We start from the raw sequence: 20681 nt of genomic DNA on the forward strand, positions 1-20681 counted from the left end.
ATCTTCTAAAAAGTGCGGTTAATTTTGACCGCACTTTTACTTTACTTCCTATTTGACTTTAAATAATTTCAATAACAAATCAAAAATGTAATTTTCTACTGTTGAATAATTATTTTTCTTCAATCGGCAAAGTGTGACCCGCCATAAAATCGGTTCGTTAATTTTACGACAGACAAATTCCGGCGATTGATATTGTTCGGCGATGGGATAAGGTAAGATTGTTAATAGATCGTGATTGAGTTTTACTGCATTGAGCATAAAGTCCCAAGAGCCGGATTCAATCACAATATTCGGATAAATGTTATGTCGTTCAAAATGTTCTTTCAATTGATGGGAGATCATAAAATTCTTATCAAAGATGGCCATTTTTTGTTTATTTAAATCCCGCCATTCAATTTTTTCTTTATTTGCCAACGGATGATTCGGTGATAAAAAGAGAGAAAGTTCCGAATGATGAATGGCAAAAGAATCAATGATATTTTTAGAGATCCCCTCCGGATAAAGCAAGACGGCAAGATCGACTTGCTCCAATAATAATTCGCTTTTTAAGGCAAAGGCGCCTTGCTCCTTTACAGTAATATTGATATTAGGGTTATTCAGAATCAGTGAAGGAATCACATCGGAAAAGACAACGGATAAGATTAAAGGCGGAATGCCAATCGTGATGTTACCAATCAGTTCCGTGTTCTCGTTATGTAGATTGCGGTGCATGTCGTTATATTTAGCAATAATTTCCTTCGCATCGTGGTAATAATTTTCACCGATATAAGTCAGCCCCATTATTTTTCCGTTTGAACGTTTAAATAATTGAATTTCCTCTCTTTGTTCAAAATCAGAAATCATCATACTGAGCGTAGGTTGAGAAATATATAAATTTTGAGCCGTTTTACTCAAATTAAAGTTATTTTCAACAATCGCAATGAAATAGCGTAAATGCCGAATATCCATTTGATGTCCTCTGTAAGGGTGACAAACTTTATAAACCGATTCTATATTTTGTATAAATTAAATTTATAGCATTCTAAAAAATCTGTATTTCTCCTGCTAAATACCTTCTGATATTCTGCTTTGCAAGTTTTGTAAACAGGAGGAAAAAACACCTTAGTGTAATAATTATTTCCTACTTTATACCTGAAGTTAGGCTGCATTTCCAGTATTTATGCCGTCACTAAATAGAAAGTTATATTGTTTGTTTTATTTTAAACGAACAGCGTCTTTATTATAAAAATTTTTGATTAAAACATTAATTTGGAGAAAAACTATGTCAAAAATTATCCCCATTACTGAATTAAAGAAACATTTCTTTGACGGTATGGCGTTGATGTCGGGCGGTTTTATGGGAGTCGGTACGCCTGAAAAAATCGTACAAGCCCTTTTAGAGAGCGAGATTCGCAATATTCATCTCATTTGTAGCGATACCGCCCAAGTCCATAATGGGGTTGGTCCGTTGATTGTGAATAATCGGGTAAAGAAAGTATCAGCTTCTCATATCGGCACCAATCCTGAAACTGGCAAAAAAATGATTGCCGGCGAAATTGAGGTTGAGTTAATTCCACAAGGCACCTTTGCAGAGCGGGTTAGAGCCGGTGGTGCGGGATTAGGCGGTTTTTTAACGCCAACTGGTGTCGGCACGGTGGTGGAAGAAGGTAAACAAAAAATAGAACTTGATGGCGTGACTTATTTGTTAGAACGTCCATTGAAAGCGGATATTGCCATTCTAAAAGCCGATATTGCTGATGAAGCGGGCAATTTGATTTATAACGGTGCGGCACGCAATTTTAATCCGCTAATGGCGTTGGCGGCAAAAACCGTGATTGTCGAAGCGGAGCAAATCGTCAAAGCAGGTACGCTCGATCCCAATCAAATTATGACCCCTGCAATGTTGGTTGATTACCTTGTTTCTAGCCATTAAGGAGAACATTATGAACGCAAAAGAATTGATTGCCCGCCGTATTGCTATGGAACTAAAAGACGGCGATATCGTGAATTTAGGTATCGGCTTACCAACCTTAGTCGCGAACTATTTACCCGATAATGTTGATATTACCCTGCAATCGGAAAACGGTTTTTTAGGTTTAACCGCTCACGATCCGCAAAACGATAATCCGAATATCGTGAATGCCGGTGGACAACCTTGTGGCATTAAAGCCGGTGGAGCATTTTTCGACAGTGCATTTTCATTCGCTCTCATTCGTGGCGGTCACGTTGATGCCTGCGTGCTTGGCGGGTTAGAAGTGGATCAACAGGCAAATCTGGCAAATTGGATGGTACCGGGGAAAATGGTGCCGGGTATGGGAGGCGCAATGGATTTAGTGACCGGAGCGAAAAAAATCATTATCGGAATGGAACATTGTGCAAAATCCGGCGGCTCAAAAATTCTCAAGCAATGCAGCCTACCTTTAACTGCGGTAAACAAAGTCAAAATGATTGTCACCGAATTGGCGGTGTTTGAATTTGAACAAGGCAAACTTGTGTTAAAAGAACATGCACCGGATGTGGATTTAGACACCATCAGACAGAAAACAGAAGCGGATTTTATCGTTGCCGATGATTTTAAACCGATGGTGATCAGTCAAAAAGGATTACTCCTATGATTAACCGAATTTCCCGTTGTATGACAACATTAGTCAGCCGCTATATGCCAGAACCGCTTGTTTTAGCGGTTCTGCTAAGTATAGTGATTTTTTTCTGTGCGTGGGGATTCACTGATCATACGCCCGTGCAATTAGTCAATATGTGGGGAGACGGTTTTTGGAATTTGCTCTCATTCAGTATGCAAATGGCAATGGTCGTGGTGACGGGCAATGCCCTTGCCTCCGCCCCACAAATTCGCCGCTTTCTCGGTATAACGGCATCGATCGCTAAAACGCCCGCCCAAGGTGTAATGTTAGTAACCTTTATGAGTGCCCTTGCCTGTGCGATTAACTGGGGATTTGGTTTGGTGGTGGGGGCAATGTTTGCCAAAGAAGTCGCCAGACGTATTCGAGGTACGGATTATGCGCTCTTAATCGCCTGTGCTTATATCGGCTTTATGACCTGGGGCGGTGGATTTTCCGGTTCAATGCCACTCCAAGCCGCCACCCCGAATAACCCTATTGCCCATCTTATTAGTTCCGAATCCAATCCTTTAGGTATCGTACCTGTCAGTCAAACCTTATTCACCGGCTATAACATTTTTATCATCTTAATGTTGTTAGTCAGTTTGCCTTTTATTACACGGATGATGAATCCCAAGGGCGAAGACGTTCGCAATGTTGATCCGAAATTATTACAAGCGGATCCGGATTTCAGTAAGACCTTAGACGAAAACGCCACCTTTGCCGAACGTATTGAAGAAAGCCGTTTGTTAGCCTATGTGATTGCAGGTACCGGATTTAGTTATCTCGCCCTCATTTTTTTCAAAAACGGATTTAGTTTGACGATTAATTCGGTCAATTTAATTTTCTTGATGACAGGGATTTTATTGCACGGCTCCCCTGCCGCCTATGTTCGAGCAATTACCAATGCCGCTCGTAGTACCGCTGGCATTTTAATTCAATTCCCGTTTTATGCCGGTATGCAATTAATGATGGAACATTCCGGATTAGGCGGCATGATTACCGAGTTTTTCGTCAATATCTCCAGCAAAGACACCTTTCCGCTTTTAACCTTCTTTAGCTCTGCTTTAGTGAATTTTGCCGTGCCGTCGGGCGGCGGGCATTGGGTTGTGCAAGGGCCGTTTGTTATCCCCGCCGCACTTTCACTTGAAGCGGATTTAGGTAAATCGGTAATGGCGATTGCTTATGGCGATATGTGGGCGAATATGGCACAACCGTTTTGGGCGTTGCCGGCACTTGGTATAGCAGGGCTCGGGGTAAGGGACATTATGGGCTATTGTATGACCGCCCTGATTTTTACCACCCCAATTTTTGTCATCGGACTCTATTTCTTATAAATCAACAAGGAGAACATAATGGAAAATATTGTCATTGTGAGTGCGGCTCGAACCGCTATCGGGCGTTTTGGCGGTGGATTGGCGAGTACAAGTGCGGTCGATTTGGGAGCTATTGTCATTAATGAAGTGTTAAAACGTGCCAATCTAGATGTGGCAAAAGTCGATGAAGTCATTATGGGCAACGTGCTGCAAGCCGGTCTCGGGCAGAATCCGGCTCGTCAAGCGGCACTGAAAGCCGGTATTGGTGAAGATATTTCGTCTTTTACAATTAATAAAGTGTGCGGTTCAGGCTTAAAAGCCGTGGTACTTGGGGCACAAGCCATTGCGACAGGTGATGCTGAGGCTATCGTGGTAGGCGGAATGGAGAATATGAGCCAAGCCCCCTATGTGCTAGACAGTAAAGTTCGTTTCGGTGCCAAAATGGGCAACCTAACCCTAAGAGATACAATGGTGGAAGACGGTTTAACCTGTGCGATCAATCATTACCATATGGGTATTACGGCAGAAAACATTGCGGAACAATATCAGCTCAGTCGAGAAGAGCAGGATCAATTTGCCCTTCGTTCGCAAACCTTAGCAAAACAAGCGATTGAATCTGGTGCGTTTTCTGCAGAAATTGTACCGGTGAGTGTGAAAACCCGTAAAGGTGAAACCCTGTTTAGCCAAGATGAGCATCCAACTTTTGACACTACCGCCGAAACCCTTGCCAAACTTCGTCCTGCATTTATTAAAGATGGCACAGTTACTGCCGGTAATGCGTCCGGTTTAAATGACGGGGCGGCAGCATTGCTGTTAATGAGTGAAAGCAAAGCAAAATCCTTGGGTTTAACGCCGTTAGCCCGTATTCGCAGCTATGCCGCTTCAGGCAATGATCCGAAAGTAATGGGCTTAGGGCCTGTTCCCGCCGTCAAAAAAGCCTTGAAAAAAGCAAACTTAGCATTAGACCAAATTGATTTAATTGAAGCGAATGAGGCATTTGCCGCTCAAGCACTGGGTGTTGCCAAAGAACTCAATTTGGATTTAACCAAAACCAATTTGAATGGCGGTGCCATTGCATTAGGTCACCCAATTGGGGCAAGTGGTGCGAGAATTTTAGTGACCTTACTCTACGGGTTGCAAGCTAGAAACCAAAAATTAGGCTTAGCCACACTTTGTATCGGCGGCGGGCAAGGCATTGCTATGATTGTTGAACGCCTTTAAACCTCAATTTTTATAAATAGGAGCTCTCTATGTTAACTAACAAAATTGCAATTGTAACCGGTGCGGCAAGCGGTATCGGTTTAGCGGTGAGTCAAAGCCTGGCACAAGCGGGGGTCAAGCTGGTGATGGCGGACATCAATCAAGCCCTTTTAGAGCAGGAAGCCAAAAAACTACAAGCGGCACATATTGTGGCGGATTTATCCAAACGGGCAGAATGTAAAGCCGTTGTCGATTATGCAGTTGCCGAGTTTAGCCGGGTGGATATTCTAGTGAATGTTGCGGGGATTCAAACGGTTTCACCCATTGCGGATTTCCCTGAAGATCGTTGGGATTTTATGCTAAATGTGATGCTCACCGCGCCGTTTTTACTCACCAAATATAGCTGGCCTTATATGCAAAACAAAGGTTGGGGACGGGTTATCCACTTAAACTCCATTCACGGTTTAGTCGCATCAGAGTTTAAATCTGCCTATGTTTCCGCCAAACACGGGTTATCCGGTTTGACCAAGACGGCGGCATTAGAAGGAGGGGCATACGGTATTACGGTGAATTCGATTTGTCCTGCCTATGTGAGAACTCCGTTAGTCGATAAACAAATTGCCGATCAAGCCAAACATCATGGCATTTCTGAGCAAGAAGTAATTAGCCAAATTATGCTGCAAAAAGCGGCGGTTAAACGGTTAATTGAACCGGCGGAGATTGGCGAATTTGTTAAATTCCTCTGCTCCGATGCCGCCGCCTCTATTTCGGGGGCTTGCCTACCGATGGATGGCGGCTGGACTGCCGGCTAATACCTCATTGTACAACTCAACGGCAAGCGGTGGGTTGGTTGTACTCTTTTTTTTGCAATCAAGAACGGGCGGCAGGCGAACGTTCACCATAAAAAAATCAGGAGAACTGTATGCTCAGTTTAATCGGCATTTTTGTAGGATTAGTGTTACTTATGTTTTTAGCCTTTCGAGGCTATTCAATTGTTTGGATTGCCCCTTTATGTGCAGCCATTGTTGCGTTTACCGGTGGGCTGGATATTTTAGATGCCTATTTAGGCAGTTATATGAACGGTTTGGTCGGTTTTGTTAAAGCCTGGTTCCCTGCTTTTCTATTGAGTGCCATATTCGGTAACTTAATGGATGTCACCGGCGGTGCCAAATCCATTGCGGTTTGGTTAACGAAAGTAATGGGATCGAAAAGTGCGATCGCCTCTATTGTGTTAGGCTGTGCATTATTGACCTACGGTGGCGTCAGTTTATTTGTGGTGGTGTTTGCCGTTTATCCCCTTGCGTTAGCGGTCTTTAAGGAAGCCAATATCAGCCGCCGACTAATTCCCGGCACCATTGCATGCGGGGCATTTACCTTTACAATGACCGCATTGCCCGGGTCACCACAAATTCAAAACTTAATTCCGACCCAATATTTTGGTACGAACGCTATGGCAGCACCGATAATGGGCTTAACTGCCTCTGCCATTTTATTTTTCGGTGGGGTGGCGTATCTCGAATATCGCCGTAAAAAATACGCGGCAAACGGTGAGTATTTTATCGAAACGGATAATACGATTGCGACAGAACCGCAGGAACGGCTGCCTAGCCCGTTACTGGCGATTCTTCCGCTGATCAGTGTGATTGTCGTGTTAAATTTTGTACCACCATTAATCGGCTTGAAAAACGGTGATCCGAAAAATATCGTGCTGGCGTTATTGGCGGGAATCAGTTTAGTGATTTTGCTCAATTTGAAACAACGCAGCCGCTTTATTCCGGCTATCGGTAAGGGTGCAAATGGTGCGGTAGGAGCAATTATTAATACGGCAGCGGCAGTCGGCTTTGGTAGCGTGGTGAGAATGGCACCGGGGTTTGAACATCTAACCGCAATGATCTTAAACATTCCGGGAAGCCCGCTGATTTCATTGTCAGTTGCGGTCAATATTTTAGCCGGTGCAACGGGATCGGCTTCCGGCGGAATGGGGATCGCATTAGAGGCTTTAGGGGAAAAATATCTTGCGATAGCCAAACAGGCAAGTATTTCTCCTGAAGCGTTTCACCGTATTGCCTCATTATCTTCCGGCGGTTTGGATACAATGCCGCATAATGGTGCGGTCTTAACATTACTCAGCAATACAGGTATGACGCACAAAGATTCTTATCTTGAGATTGCCGTTACCTCATTTATTATGCCGATTGTAGCCACAATCATTGTCATCCTACTGTTTAGTTTATTTGGTATTTATTAAAAAAACGCTTATCTTGTTGGGCTCAAAACATTCAGCCCAAAACATTCTATAAATTGACCGCACTTTATACCTCAACCACTCGCCAAGTGCGGTCAATTTTTCTAAGGTTTTGCTAAAATCGGTTTCAAGAATCTCGCCGTATGAGAGCCTTCCACTTTTGCCACCTCTTCCGGTGTGCCGGTGGCAATGATCTGACCGCCTCCGCTCCCTCCTTCCGGTCCGAGATCCACAATCCAATCAGCGGTTTTAATCACATCTAAATTATGCTCAATGACAACAATGGTATTGCCCTGATCACGCAAGCGGTGCAACACTTCAAGTAATTGTTTAATATCAGCAAAATGCAAGCCTGTTGTCGGCTCATCCAGAATATATAAGGTTTTTCCCGTATCCCGTTTGGAAAGTTCGGTAGCCAACTTGACACGCTGAGCTTCGCCGCCGGAAAGTGTCGTGGAGGATTGCCCTAAACGGATGTACGATAAACCTACATCCATCAAGGTTTGCAGTTTACGGGCAATCATTGGAATCGCATCAAAAAACTCGCGTGCCTCTTCCACTGTCATATCCAACACTTGATGAATAGTCTTTCCTTTATAGCGAATTTCTAAGGTTTCACGGTTATAACGTTTGCCTTTACACTGATCGCACGGGACATACACATCCGGTAGGAAGTGCATTTCGACTTTAATTACCCCATCACCTTGGCATGCTTCACAACGCCCACCACGCACGTTAAAACTAAAACGTCCTGGATTATAACCGCGTGCCCGAGCTTCCGGCACACCGGCAAAAAGTTCACGAATAGGCGTGAATAAACCGGTATAAGTTGCAGGATTAGAACGTGGCGTACGCCCGATTGGGCTTTGGTTGATGTCGATGACTTTATCGAAATGTTCCAACCCTTCAATGGATTTATAAGGGGCATAATCGGTTTTATCCGCACGATTTAGGGCATTTTGTGCTAACGGGAACAGGGTATCATTAATCAATGTGGATTTGCCTGATCCCGACACCCCCGTAATACAAGTGAACAAACCAACCGGAATGTCTAAATTCACATTTTTTAGGTTATTGCCTGATGCACCTTTCAGTTTCAACCATTTTTTCTTATCAAGTGCGGTCCGTTTTTTCGGAATTTCAATTTGTTCAACACCCGATAAAAATTTCCCTGTGATCGAGTTTGGGTTTTGCATAATGGCTTGCGCATTGCCTTGTGCGATCACTTGCCCGCCATGCACACCCGCCCCCGGCCCAATATCAATAATATGATCCGCCGCACGAATGGCGTCTTCGTCATGTTCTACCACAATCACCGTGTTACCAAGATTACGTAAGTGAATCAATGTGTTCAATAAACGTTCATTATCACGCTGATGCAGCCCGATCGAGGGTTCGTCCAACACATACATCACCCCCACTAAACCCGCACCGATTTGACTGGCAAGACGAATCCTCTGCGCCTCACCGCCCGAAAGGGTTTCGGCTGAACGGGAAAGAGAAAGGTAGTTCAAGCCCACATTCACCAAAAACTGCAAACGCTCACGAATTTCTTTCAAAATTTTCTCAGCAATCTGAGCTTTTTGCCCTGTTAATGAAAGTGCGGTAAAAAACTTTAGCGTTTCACCAATGCTTTTTTCAGAAATCATCGGTAAATTAGTCGGCCCGATATAAACATTACGTGCTTCCGGACGTAAACGTGAACCACCGCAATCGGCACAAGGACGATTGCTGATATTTTTGGCGAGTTCTTCACGCACCGAGATTGACTCCGTTTCTTTATAACGGCGCGCCATATTGTTTAAAATGCCTTCAAAAGGATGTTTACGAATGACCACGTCACCGCGATCATTCATATATTGAAATTCAATATCTTCCTTGCCGGAACCGTGCATAATGATGTGCTGAATTTTTTTCGGCAAGGTTTCGTAAGGGGCGTCCACATCAAAATCGTAATGTTTTGCAAGCGAGGTAAGCATTTGATGATAATAGAAATTGCGACGATCCCAGCCTTTTACCGCTCCGCCTGAAAGGGAAATACTCGGATTTTGCACCACGCGTGCTTCATCAAAATATTGCTGAACCCCCAAGCCATCACAAGTTGGACAGGCTCCCGCTGGGTTGTTAAAAGAGAACAAACGGGGTTCTAATTCCGGTACGGAATATCCACAATGCGGACAAGCAAAGTTTGCAGAAAAGACCAGTTCTTCCGCTTTCGGATTATCCATATCCGCCACAATCGCCGTACCGCCGGAAAGCTCTAACGCCGTTTCAAAAGATTCCGCTAAACGTGTGGCTAAATCTGACCGCACTTTGAAACGATCTACAACAACTTCAATAGTATGTTTTTTCTGTAGCTCAAGTTTTGGCGGATCAGACAGATCACAAATTTCACCATCAATCCGAGCTCGAATATAACCCTGTGCCGCAATATTTTCTAAGATTTTAACGTGCTCCCCTTTCCGATTTTTTACCACGGGTGCGAGCAACATCATTTTAGATTCTTCCGGCAAACTTAACACTTTATCTACCATTTGACTGATAGTTTGAGCCGTAAGCGGCACATCATGATTCGGACAGCGCGGCTCACCCACACGGGCAAAAAGGAGGCGTAAATAATCGTAAATTTCCGTAATGGTTCCCACAGTGGAACGAGGGTTATGGGAGGTTGATTTTTGTTCGATAGATATCGCCGGCGACAAACCTTCAATGGAATCCACATCCGGTTTTTCCATCAAAGATAAAAACTGGCGAGCATAAGCAGAAAGCGATTCCACGTAACGGCGTTGCCCTTCCGCATACAGGGTATCAAAGGCTAATGAGGATTTGCCTGAGCCGGAAAGACCGGTGATCACGATGAGTTTATCCCGAGGAATGGTTAAATTAATATTTTTAAGATTGTGGGTTCGCGCACCGCGAATATCAATATTTTCCATAAATAATGCGTTCTGATGATTATTTTTTCAAAATTGCGAGCATTATCGCACATTTCAACATCTGTGCAAATATCCAGTTAAATTTTATAGATCTTTTCAAAAATTTCAGGCAAAATAACCGCACTTTTTTAATATGAAAAATGAGGATTCTATGGCAGGAGTAAATAAAGTTATTATTGTGGGCCATTTGGGCAATGATCCCGAAATTCGCACAATGCCGAATGGTGATGCCGTTGCCAATATTAGTGTCGCCACCAGCGAAAGTTGGAATGACCGTAACACAGGTGAGCGTCGCGAGATCACAGAATGGCATCGTATCGTGTTCTATCGTCGCCAAGCGGAAATTTGTGGCGAATACCTACGCAAAGGTTCACAAGTTTATGTAGAGGGTCGTTTACGCACCCGCAAATGGCAAGATCAAAATGGTCAGGATCGCTATACGACAGAAATTCAAGGTGATGTAATGCAAATGTTAGGCAGCCGCAACCAAAATGCTGGTGGCTACGGCGCGCCAGACATGGGACAAAGTAGCCCACAACCTTCTTATCAAACAAACTCTAGCAGCAGTTATCAATCATCTCGTCCAGCTCCACAACAACCAAAACCGCAACCAGAGCCGCCAATGGATGGTTTTGATGATGATATTCCGTTCTAACAATCCAAAAAACAAAAGGAAGCAACCGCTTCCTTTTTAAGTTTACATGTGACAGACATTTTTATACTTATAATCCAGGTTAAAATCAAATACTGATATCATTTAAGAACTAATTAGCTTTGTTCACCCCAAGTGTACCGTCATCTTCAATCTCCTTTGCTACGCCAATAACTTCAGCTAACTTATCCCCTTCTTTAAAGAATACAAAGCCACCGTTTTCCATTTTGGTCCAAGATTCATCTTTGGTTAGTGGAAAAGTCGTGATAATAGTCACTTTATCCCCCTCTTTTGCATAATCATTAAAGTCAATCACACCATCGTCATCAACACGATGTGCTTTACCAAAAGGAGCCTTACGGGTTAAGTAATGCAAGTTAGTCGAACAGTGTGCTATCATCCATTCCCCATTAGAAAGAATAAAATTAAATGTACCATGGGTAACGAGTTCTTTAGTGACCTCTTGAATCACCTCAAAAATTTGCGTTTCTGTCGGTTTTTTACGAAAACGGTTTTTTAAATATTCAGCCATATAACAGAAAGCAGTCTCGGAATCTGTAGAACCAATCGGTTGACAAAAATTTTCAGACATATCCGGTAAGTCTTTCAAATTACCATTATGTGCAAATACCCAATTTTCACCCCATATCTCACGAATAAAGGGATGAGTATTTTCAATATTTACTTCACCTTGAGTTGCTTTACGAATGTGTGCAATGACATTAAGAGATTTGATATTATACTGTTTCACACAATCAGCGATAGGTGAATGGGATGCCGGGCGATTATCTCGAAAAATTCTTACGCCGCGCCCCTCAAAAAAAGCAATACCAAAACCGTCAGAATGGCAATCTGTTAAACCAGCTCGACGCCGAAAGCCCTCAAAAGAAAAGACAATATCTGTTGGCGTATTACAATTCATACCAAGTAATTGACACATAAAACCCTTCTAAAATACGACTAATCAATAACCTTATAATGAGTGATGATTTAACACCATTACAATGTTAATTTCAAGAGAGGTTAGATAAGATTTTTGGTTTCAAATACATCGTAAAGTAGTAAAAACTATTTATATAGGGTATGGTACATCTTTCTTAATTCCGGCATCTCACTAAGCTTTTCTTTTGCTTCACTTAACCTATTTTGATTAGAAAGGACTACGGCCTCCTTTGCTACGTCAATAACGTTCTGTAAACCTTGCTGATAACCTGGAAATTGTGAAATATCTCCTTTCCATTTAGATGGAACAATGGTTTTAGATTTTTCTGCTGCCTCAATAAACTTATCCATGTTGTTTTGAAATTCATCAACCGAATAAGCTCTATTAGCAAAATTCAAGCGCTGAGCCATAACCATCATCTCATCACGAAGACTGATGTGATCCGATGCAAGGATTGAAATGGTAAAAAAAGAGAAGATAAATGATGTGAAAAGTTTTTTCATAGGTGGTTCCTTATAACTTCATTTATTATGTAGTTGGGAAATTCTATTCTTAAGACAAATAGTTTTTTAGAAAGTAAAAAGCCGCTAAATCTCTTTAGCGGCTTCTTGAATTTGGCTCCTCCTGCGGGACTCGAACCTGCGACATATGGATTAACAGTCCACCGTTCTACCGACTGAACTAAGGAGGAATTGATGGTGCCTCGAGGCGGAATCGAACCACCGACACGGGGATTTTCAATCCCCTGCTCTACCGACTGAGCTATCGAGGCGTTATCACTATCGGCTACTGCCTGACAACGGAGCGTATTAAACTATTTTTTCAGTGTTCGGTCAACAACTAAATTTAAAAAAAGTGGAAAAATAAGTTTGTTTGAGTGGTTAATAATCAAAACGTATATAAAAAAACCGAATTTTGTAAGTTTACTTAAAGTAGCTACTTTTTATATTTATAAAAAAGTCCGAAGAAATTTGTTCGGACATTTTTTAAATATGGGGATTATCGTCTTACTCGGAATTTCTTCTGAGCTTTATCTACTTTCAACAAGTAGTTTCGGGCTTGAGATGAAGGATGTGCCGTTGTTAAAATACGATAAACCTGTTCTGGATACATTTGATTGATTTTGTAGATAGCCTCATCTTTATCGTTATCAAATACACGTAATACAGCTCCAGCTCCACTGTTGTAAGCAGAAATCATTGTAAAACGTTTAGAGGTAGGATTCGTAATGCCATCTAAATACTGATTTTGCAGGATCCATAAATAAGCAACACCTGCATCAATATTATTTGCCGGATCATACAAATAACGAGTTGATGGCTGACCGCTTTTTCCTTTCATAGCAAAAATATCGCGACCAGCTGTATGGGGTACTACCTGCATTAAACCAATAGCATTTGCATAACTGATGGCATAAGGGTTAAAACTTGATTCAGTTTGCATAATTCCCAAAATTAAACTTTCATCAATACCATAACGTTGTGCCGCTTTTCTTACCAATGGTAAATATTTTTGAGCACGTACTTCAACATGGTTGGCAATCATCGGGATTGTCACAAATTGCACCATATTGCCATTTTGTAAACGGCGAGTTTGCAATTTATTTTGAATTAAATAAGTCGCAAAATTGCCTGCGATGAACTGATTTGAAATTTGCTGACCATTGTTATCAACCACTTGTCCAAGAAGAAAAGGTCTTGAGCTGATCGGCACATCACCTGATGCGAATAAATCGATCCCTTTTGCATCAGAGCCCATTAACAGAGTATGTACTATCGCATTATGTAAACGATTAAGATCCTGTTGAGTTTCAATAATAATATTACCTTCATCAAAACTCACATGACTACGAGTATAAAAAGAATCAGTATATTTCACATAATCTTTACGACTCGCGACAAGCAACTCGTTTACTCCCCAAATGCGATCGATATTATGGGAAAATTGCCCGGTGAGAATATCTAAACCTTGCGTATCTTTCGCAAAAACTTCATCATAATTTATGCTACGGCGATTGGGAGAATCACTACACGCATATAAAAGTGGCAATAATGCCAATAACCAATACTTTTTCATTATTTAATGCCAATTATTTAGATGGGGGAACATAGCCTTCAATATGCACATCTTTTCCTTCAAATAGGAAGCTTACCATTTCTTGTTCAAGTAATTGGCGGTGCTCCAGATTCATCATATTTAGTTTTTTCTCATTCACCAACATCGTTTGTTTTTTTATCCACTCCGCCCAAGCTTGTTTGCTGATAGAATCAAAAATTCGCTTACCCAATTCCCCCGGATAAAGTTGGAAATCTAAGCCTTCCGCTTCTTTTTTGAGATACTCACAAAACACTGTTTTAGCCATAATGATTCCTTACAAATTGCATTAATAAATTTTTTACAGGCTGCGCCAGCCCGATCTGTTCGGGATTTTTCGGATCATACCAATATTTGACCGCACTTGATAGACTTGGTTTGTATTCTTTTGGTTTTTCCATCACTTTACGCCAATCCCGATTCTCCTGCTCAATTTGAATATTATCTTGCTCAGCATAAATTGGATAAATATCTAAATGAAAATGGCTAAATGTATGACGAAAACTCGGCCAGCTCTGATAATACGAAATCCCTTCGTTGCTCAAATAAGTGAGTAAATCTTCTCGTGATTCAAACTGAGGAAAACAGAATAATCCTCCCCATAAGCCCGAATTTTCTCGTTGTTCCAACCATACTTTGCCATTTTTAGACAGAATTAAAAAATACGTCTCTCTTTCCGGTAGCATTTTTTTCGGTTTTTTACCGGGAAATAACGCCCAACTTCCATTCTTATAAGCTAAACAATCTTTTTTCAGAGGACACAACTCACATTTTGGTTTTGTACGTGTACAAATCACGGCCCCAATATCCATCATCCCCTGATTAAAATCTGCGACGTACTGCGTTGGTGTAACCTCTTCCGTTAGATGCCATAAGCGATTTTCCACCTTTTTTTCACCTGGCCAACCTTCTATGGAAAAATAACGAGCTAACACCCGCTTTACATTACCGTCTAAAATGGGGTAAGGCTGATTCAACACAGAAGACAAAATTGCCCCTGCCGTTGAACGCCCCACTCCCGGCAATGCCCAAACTTGTTCAAAACTCGTAGGGAAAATGCCATTAAATTCATCTCTCACTTTCTGTGCGGCTTTGTGTAAATTACGAGCTCTCGCATAGTAACCTAATCCAGTCCATAAATGTAACACTTCATCTAGTGAAGCATTAGCAAGTTCGGTTACATTTGGAAAAGTTTTAATAAATCGTTCAAAATAAGGAATCACAGTCACAACTTGAGTTTGTTGAAGCATCACCTCAGAAAGCCATACGCCATAAAGCGTTTTATTTCTCTGCCAAGGTAAATGTTTGCGTCCAAATTGGTCATACCATTTCAATACCGATTGGGCAAAAGGCGCCTGTGGAGAAGATTTTGCTAACATAACTTTCCTAAAATGAATCTAAAGTGCGGTTAAAAACAACATCAATTCTACACTAAAATGGGGCTTGTTTATCTCTATTTTTTCAGTATAATTTGCACCCTATTTTGGTGCCAAATATGGCGTATTATTCACTCACGCGGTGTAAGAAGAAAGTTCTTATAGCGGCGTGGCTTCATTTTGAGGTTTTCTATGAAACAAGGTATTCATCCTGAATATAAAGAAATCACAGCAACTTGTTCCTGTGGCAATGTGATCAAAACTCGTTCAACTTTAGGCAAAGACATCAACCTTGATGTTTGTGGAAACTGCCACCCATTCTATACCGGTAAACAACGTGTTGTAGATACAGGCGGTCGTGTTGAGCGCTTTAACAGCCGTTTCAAAATTCCAAGTACAAAATAATTTTGAATTTTTCTCTGAACCCTGCTTACTTAATAGTAGGGTTTTATTTTACTTACTATCTTGTGTAAAGTTTCTATAAAAATGTATTAAAACTCTAAACTATCTCAGTATTTTTAACATTCACAAAAAATAAGAGAAAATATATTATTGACTTAATTTATGAATTCAACTACCCAGTTATTAAGCTAACTTTTATTAGCCCATCATAAAAACTTCCACTACTGCGATTTGCAAACAGTCTGATGTCGTTACCTGACGTGGAAATTATAAAAGCTACCTTAAGACCGGCTAAAAAAAACATCTTAACTGATAAATTAAAAATGTAGCACATTATGACAAAGAAAAAACTAAAACCAGGTTCAAATACGATTGCTTTAAATAAACGTGCTCGCCATGATTATTTTATTGAAGATGAAATCGAAGCAGGGCTTGAATTACAAGGTTGGGAAGTTAAATCAATGCGTGCAGGTAAAGCCAATATTAGCGACAGCTACATTATTTTCAAAAATGGAGAAGCTTATTTATTTGGTGCGACAATCCAACCACTCAGCTTAGCTTCAACACATATCGTATGTGATCCTACTCGAACTCGGAAACTTCTACTCAATCGACGTGAATTAGAATCTCTATTTGGAAAATCTAGCCGTGATGGTTTTACTATTGTTGCCCTTTCTCTCTATTGGAAAGGTGCTTGGGCGAAAATTAAAATCGGTTTGGCCAAAGGGAAAAAACAACACGATAAACGTGATGATATTAAAGATCGTGAGTGGAAATTAGCAAAAGAGCGTATTATGAAAAATGCCAATCGTGGATAATTTTTCTATCTAAAAAATAAAGTGCGGTCGATTTTAACAATAAAATCAACCGCACTTTTTTAGATGGACTAAGGTTTGTAAATAAACTCTACACCTTCATCATCTTCTTCTGTCCAATCATCATCCCAATCGTCCTCATATTCTAATTGATGCTCCGCCAATTGCTCTTGATGATAATCTTCCCATTTAAATTTGACCTCTTCCGGAGCGAGCTGTGGCTCTTCCGTTTCTCGTGGATGAGCTTCAATAAAATCCATAATATCGCGACATAATGAAGATACATTTTTTCCTGTCGCGGCTGAGATTAAGTAATACTCTTCATCCCATCCTAAACGTTCGGAAATGTCTTTTGCACACTCATGAGCCTCCTCATCAGTCATCGTATCAATTTTATTGAATACCAACCAACGCGGTTTATCCGCTAATTTTTCACTGTATTGGAACAATTCAGATTCAATGACGGCAACATTGTCAGCCGGATCCGAACCATCAATTGGATTAATATCCACAAGATGAATTAACACTCGGCAGCGCTCTAAATGTTTTAGGAAACGAATACCTAGACCCGCACCTTCTGCTGCCCCTTCAATCAAGCCAGGAATATCGGCAACAACAAAACTTCTAGCCTCATCCATTTTCACCACTCCAAGGCTTGGCACTAACGTGGTAAAGGGATAATCTGCCACTTTTGGTTTTGCTGCGGATACCGCACGAATAAAGGTTGATTTGCCGGCGTTCGGTAATCCCAACATGCCGACATCTGCAAGTAACATCAATTCCAATAATAAATCCCGCTTTTCCCCTGGTGTACCCATCGTTTTTTGGCGTGGGGCACGATTGACTGAAGATTTAAAACGGGTGTTCCCCAAGCCATGGTATCCCCCTTTTGCCACCAACATTTTTTGCCCATGTTTGGTCAAATCGCCTAAGGTTTCTTTTGTATCATTATCAATGGCACGTGTACCAACCGGAACGGGCAAAATAATGTCTTTACCACGGCGACCGGTACAATCAGAGCTTCGACCGTTTTCACCACGTTCTGCAGCAAAACGTTTGTTAAATCGATAGTCAATCAGTGTGTTTAAATTTTCATCAGCGATTAAATAAACATCACCACCATCACCGCCATCGCCACCATCAGGTCCGCCTTTAGGAATAAATTTTTCACGGCGGAAACTTACACATCCATTTCCACCATCTCCAGCTTCTACTCGAATCAAAGATTCATCAATAAATTTCATTAAAAATCTCCAAAATTTAACCGCACTTTTTTGCTATTTTACTCTATGCGATGGTAATAATTTGTGTCCAATTGCAGATAAAATTGCTCCGCATACTACAATAAATGCCCCAATATAGCTAATGCTATTTAATTCCGGTGCACTAAAATGTTCTGGGCTAAGAGTATGAGCAATATGGGAAAAGAGAATGGTAAAAAGTGGTACTAATGTCACTACAACACTAACTTTTGAGACCTCCCAACGATTTAAAGCTTCTGCATAAGCGCCATAACCAATCAATGTATTTAAACAGCAGTAAATAAAACAGATCAATGCTAAAGGTGTTAAGGTATTTACTTGGGAAAATTCTGCCATTGGTGTGAATACTATTACACATCCGAAATACATCATGAGTAGAATTTGTTGTGAGCTAAATTTTCTCAGCATTAATTTTTGTACCATGCCGTACGCCACCCATACTAACGCGGCACTCACACTTAATATCACACCCGTTGAATATTGGTTAAGTTCGGAGAAGGCCTCAAAACGATCATTGAAAAATAGCCCTAAACCGCTCAATAAAAGTATGATTCCTATCTTTTGATGTAAACCTAATGTCTCTTTGAAAATAAGTACACCGAAAATTAGCATACCAAAAGAAGAGAGGTGGATAAAAATCTGTGCTATTGAAGGTTCAATATAATTAAGGGAGGAACTAAATAGTAAAAAATTACCCGCAAGCCCAAATACACCGATTATTGCTAGCCAACCATACCGCCCGATTTTTCTTGCTTCGGGGAGTTTCTTTTTATAAGCCAGTAAAAACAACAAAGCGAGAGAAGCCACAACAAAACGATACCAGACTATAGTTTGAGCATTCATTATTGCCACCACTTGCTTCAATGCAATAGGCAATGATCCCCAAGCCATTGCTGTAATCAGTGCAAAAATAAAACCTAATAGGGGTTGTTGTTTCATATCTCTCTCACTTATAAAAGTTAAAAAAGACAAAAACGCCCCACAATCTTGCGGGGCGTTTAGTTAAATCTATTTTAAATTACTCAGTAACAATACTTACGTACTTACGGCTTTTTTCGCCTTTTACTTCAAATTTAACTTTACCATCAGCGGTTGCGAATAAGGTATGATCTCTACCCATACCTACATTAGTTCCCGCATGGAATTTAGTACCACGTTGGCGAACAATAATACTACCTGCTAATACAGATTCACCACCAAAACGTTTAACCCCAAGGCGTTTAGCTTCAGAATCGCGACCATTACGAGTTGAACCACCAGCTTTTTTAGTTGCCATCTACTTGCTCTCCTCTGAATTATGCTTGAATCCCAGTGATTTTCACTTCAGTGAACCACTGGCGATGACCTTGTTGTTTACGACTATGTTTGCGACGACGGAATTTAACAATCTTCACTTTCTCGCCACGACCTTGTGCTACTACTTCAGCAACAACTTTAGCACCGGCTAAAACAGGTGCACCAATTTTAACATCTTCACCGTTAACGACCATCAACACCGAATCGAATTCAACTGTTTCTCCAGTTGAAAGTTCAAGTTTTTCTAAACGAACAACTTGACCTTCGCTTACACGGTGCTGTTTACCGCCACTTTGAAAAACTGCGTACATAAATACTCCGCTCAACTGTGTTTTTCTGCCCTCACCGGCAGTCCACACTTCAAAATTCATATAAATAGGTCGCAAATTCTACGGAAAAAACCATCTTATGGCAAGAATTTATTTACGATAAAACAAAAAAATTCCGTTTTCTTTCTGATTAATTTTAGAAAGTGTAAAAATTCAGGTAAAATGCACCGCACTTTTATTTAAAATCAATCACAAAAGATGAAAAAACAAGATTTAATGGATATGCCTACCATTCAGCAATTAGCTGATTCGGATATGCAAAAAGTTAATCAAAATATTCTTGCTCAGCTAAATTCCGACGTTGCCTTAATTAATCAACTTGGCTTTTATATTGTTCAAGGTGGTGGGAAAAGGATTCGTCCTTTAATCGCTGTTCTCGCCGCACGTTCGCTAGGATTTGAAGGATCGCAAGTCACCACCTGCGCAACTTTTGTAGAATTTATTCATACGGCTTCTTTATTACATGATGATGTAGTAGACGAATCAGATATGCGCCGAGGTCGCGCCACTGCAAATGCGGAATTTGGTAATGCTGCAAGCGTGTTGGTCGGTGATTTTATTTATACACGCGCATTCCAACTTGTTGCCCAATTGGAGTCCTTAAAAATTCTTCGTATCATGGCGGATGCCACTAATGTCCTTGCGGAAGGTGAGGTACAACAATTAATGAACGTGAACGATCCGGAGACTAGCGAAGCCAATTATATGCGAGTGATCTACAGTAAAACGGCACGGTTGTTTGAAGTTGCGGGACAAGCTGCGGCGATTGTTGCAAATGCTACGGAACCACAAGAAAAAGCCTTACAAGATTATGGCCGCTATCTCGGTACGGCATTTCAGCTTGTTGATGATGTATTAGATTACAGTGCAAACGCCCAAGATTTAGGTAAAAATATAGGTGATGATTTAATGGAAGGAAAACCTACTCTTCCTTTACTTCATGCAATGCGTCACGGCAATGGAAAACAGGCAGCATTGATTCGTGAAGCGATTGAACAAGGCGGTAAACTTGAAATCATTGATGAAATATTAGCTATTATGGCAGAACATAAATCACTGGAGTACGCAATGATGAAGGCAAAACAAGAAGCACAAAAAGCGGTAGATGCTATTTCCATATTACCGGAAAGTGAATATAAACAAGCTTTGGTCTCTCTAGCATATTTGTCTGTTGATAGAACCTACTAACTAACACTTGAAATATTTTATCTTTTTCTA

21 protein-coding genes and 2 tRNA genes are annotated in these 20681 nt (G+C 41.0%); 10 read left to right on the top strand and 13 right to left on the bottom strand.

Features of this window, described 5'->3' with window-relative positions:
* Positions 1-48: 48 nt before the first annotated feature.
* The gene (locus E4T92_RS04190) at positions 49-948 is read right to left on the bottom strand and encodes a LysR family transcriptional regulator (protein ID WP_135093571.1); all 900 of its coding nucleotides are present in this window, start codon (positions 946-948) and stop codon (positions 49-51) included.
* A gap of 313 nt (positions 949-1261) precedes the next feature.
* Here E4T92_RS04190 and atoD point away from each other — a divergent pair, with 313 nt between their 5' ends.
* From atoD to E4T92_RS04220, 6 genes are all read left to right on the top strand, one after another.
* Complete coding sequence (gene atoD / locus E4T92_RS04195) at positions 1262-1912, top strand: acetate CoA-transferase subunit alpha (RefSeq protein ID WP_135093572.1); 651 nt, start codon at positions 1262-1264, stop codon at positions 1910-1912.
* 10 nt (positions 1913-1922) lie between these two features.
* Positions 1923-2594, top strand: coding sequence for a 3-oxoacid CoA-transferase subunit B (locus E4T92_RS04200; RefSeq protein ID WP_135093573.1), 672 nt, complete (start codon positions 1923-1925; stop codon positions 2592-2594).
* Entirely contained in the window at positions 2591-3934 is a 1344-nt protein-coding gene (locus E4T92_RS04205) for a TIGR00366 family protein (RefSeq protein WP_135093574.1), read from the top strand. Before E4T92_RS04200 ends, E4T92_RS04205 begins: the two co-directional genes overlap by 4 nt.
* Positions 3935-3952: 18 nt before the next feature.
* Positions 3953-5134, top strand: coding sequence for an acetyl-CoA C-acetyltransferase (locus E4T92_RS04210; protein WP_077551031.1), 1182 nt, complete (start codon positions 3953-3955; stop codon positions 5132-5134).
* Between the two features lie 29 nt (positions 5135-5163).
* Positions 5164-5925, top strand: coding sequence for a 3-hydroxybutyrate dehydrogenase (locus E4T92_RS04215; RefSeq protein WP_135093575.1), 762 nt, complete (start codon positions 5164-5166; stop codon positions 5923-5925).
* A gap of 110 nt (positions 5926-6035) precedes the next feature.
* Complete coding sequence (locus tag E4T92_RS04220; protein WP_135093576.1) at positions 6036-7361, top strand: GntP family permease; 1326 nt, start codon at positions 6036-6038, stop codon at positions 7359-7361.
* A 101-nt stretch (positions 7362-7462) separates the two neighbouring features.
* Here E4T92_RS04220 and uvrA read toward each other — a convergent pair whose 3' ends face one another.
* Positions 7463-10294: an excinuclease ABC subunit UvrA gene (gene uvrA / locus E4T92_RS04225; RefSeq protein WP_135093577.1), complete on the bottom strand. Its 2832-nt coding sequence runs from the start codon at positions 10292-10294 to the stop codon at positions 7463-7465.
* Between the two features lie 151 nt (positions 10295-10445).
* Here uvrA and E4T92_RS04230 point away from each other — a divergent pair, with 151 nt between their 5' ends.
* Positions 10446-10949, top strand: a complete 504-nt coding sequence (locus E4T92_RS04230) for a single-stranded DNA-binding protein (protein ID WP_135093578.1) — start codon at positions 10446-10448, stop codon at positions 10947-10949.
* Between the two features lie 109 nt (positions 10950-11058).
* On the opposite strand, the gene E4T92_RS04235 is transcribed toward E4T92_RS04230, so the two are convergent.
* The 7 genes from E4T92_RS04235 to mutY all read right to left on the bottom strand — a co-directional run bounded on the left by E4T92_RS04235 (position 11059) and on the right by mutY (position 15362).
* Complete coding sequence (locus tag E4T92_RS04235) at positions 11059-11886, bottom strand: class II glutamine amidotransferase (RefSeq protein WP_077542452.1); 828 nt, start codon at positions 11884-11886, stop codon at positions 11059-11061.
* 128 nt (positions 11887-12014) lie between these two features.
* Entirely contained in the window at positions 12015-12392 is a 378-nt protein-coding gene (locus E4T92_RS04240) for a cytochrome b562 (protein ID WP_135093579.1), read from the bottom strand.
* 112 nt (positions 12393-12504) lie between these two features.
* A tRNA-Asn gene (locus tag E4T92_RS04245) sits at positions 12505-12580 on the bottom strand.
* A 5-nt stretch (positions 12581-12585) separates the two neighbouring features.
* Positions 12586-12661: transfer RNA gene (locus E4T92_RS04250), tRNA-Phe, on the bottom strand.
* A 227-nt stretch (positions 12662-12888) separates the two neighbouring features.
* Positions 12889-13965 (bottom strand): membrane-bound lytic murein transglycosylase MltC, encoded by a 1077-nt coding sequence (gene mltC, locus E4T92_RS04255; RefSeq protein ID WP_135093580.1) that lies wholly within the window; start codon positions 13963-13965, stop codon positions 12889-12891.
* A gap of 13 nt (positions 13966-13978) precedes the next feature.
* On the bottom strand, positions 13979-14251 hold the full coding sequence (locus E4T92_RS04260; protein ID WP_135093581.1) for an oxidative damage protection protein: 273 nt from the start codon (positions 14249-14251) through the stop codon (positions 13979-13981).
* The gene (gene mutY / locus E4T92_RS04265) at positions 14244-15362 is read right to left on the bottom strand and encodes an A/G-specific adenine glycosylase (RefSeq protein WP_135093582.1); all 1119 of its coding nucleotides are present in this window, start codon (positions 15360-15362) and stop codon (positions 14244-14246) included. Before mutY ends, E4T92_RS04260 begins: the two co-directional genes overlap by 8 nt.
* Before the next feature lie 189 nt (positions 15363-15551).
* Between mutY and rpmE the strand changes: the two genes are divergently transcribed.
* Positions 15552-15764 (top strand): 50S ribosomal protein L31, encoded by a 213-nt coding sequence (rpmE, locus tag E4T92_RS04270; protein ID WP_005625828.1) that lies wholly within the window; start codon positions 15552-15554, stop codon positions 15762-15764.
* Positions 15765-16096: 332 nt separating this feature from the next.
* Positions 16097-16579, top strand: a complete 483-nt coding sequence (smpB, locus tag E4T92_RS04275) for an SsrA-binding protein SmpB (RefSeq protein WP_135093583.1) — start codon at positions 16097-16099, stop codon at positions 16577-16579.
* A 68-nt stretch (positions 16580-16647) separates the two neighbouring features.
* On the opposite strand, the gene cgtA is transcribed toward smpB, so the two are convergent.
* The 4 genes from cgtA to rplU all read right to left on the bottom strand — a co-directional run bounded on the left by cgtA (position 16648) and on the right by rplU (position 19445).
* Entirely contained in the window at positions 16648-17820 is a 1173-nt protein-coding gene (gene cgtA, locus E4T92_RS04280; protein WP_135093584.1) for an Obg family GTPase CgtA, read from the bottom strand.
* A gap of 33 nt (positions 17821-17853) precedes the next feature.
* Positions 17854-18777 carry a DMT family transporter gene (locus tag E4T92_RS04285; RefSeq protein WP_077542459.1) on the bottom strand — a complete coding sequence of 308 codons (924 nt, stop codon included), beginning with the start codon at positions 18775-18777 and terminating at the stop codon, positions 17854-17856.
* A 79-nt stretch (positions 18778-18856) separates the two neighbouring features.
* On the bottom strand, positions 18857-19114 hold the full coding sequence (gene rpmA / locus E4T92_RS04290) for a 50S ribosomal protein L27 (protein WP_077414656.1): 258 nt from the start codon (positions 19112-19114) through the stop codon (positions 18857-18859).
* 19 nt (positions 19115-19133) lie between these two features.
* Positions 19134-19445 carry a 50S ribosomal protein L21 gene (rplU, locus tag E4T92_RS04295; protein WP_077542461.1) on the bottom strand — a complete coding sequence of 104 codons (312 nt, stop codon included), beginning with the start codon at positions 19443-19445 and terminating at the stop codon, positions 19134-19136.
* Between the two features lie 216 nt (positions 19446-19661).
* Here rplU and ispB point away from each other — a divergent pair, with 216 nt between their 5' ends.
* Positions 19662-20651 carry an octaprenyl diphosphate synthase gene (gene ispB / locus E4T92_RS04300; protein WP_135093585.1) on the top strand — a complete coding sequence of 330 codons (990 nt, stop codon included), beginning with the start codon at positions 19662-19664 and terminating at the stop codon, positions 20649-20651.
* Positions 20652-20681: the final 30 nt, after the last annotated feature.

Origin of the sequence: Pasteurella sp. WM03 (genome assembly GCF_004570945.1) — a bacterium.
Classification (GTDB): domain Bacteria; phylum Pseudomonadota; class Gammaproteobacteria; order Enterobacterales; family Pasteurellaceae; genus Rodentibacter.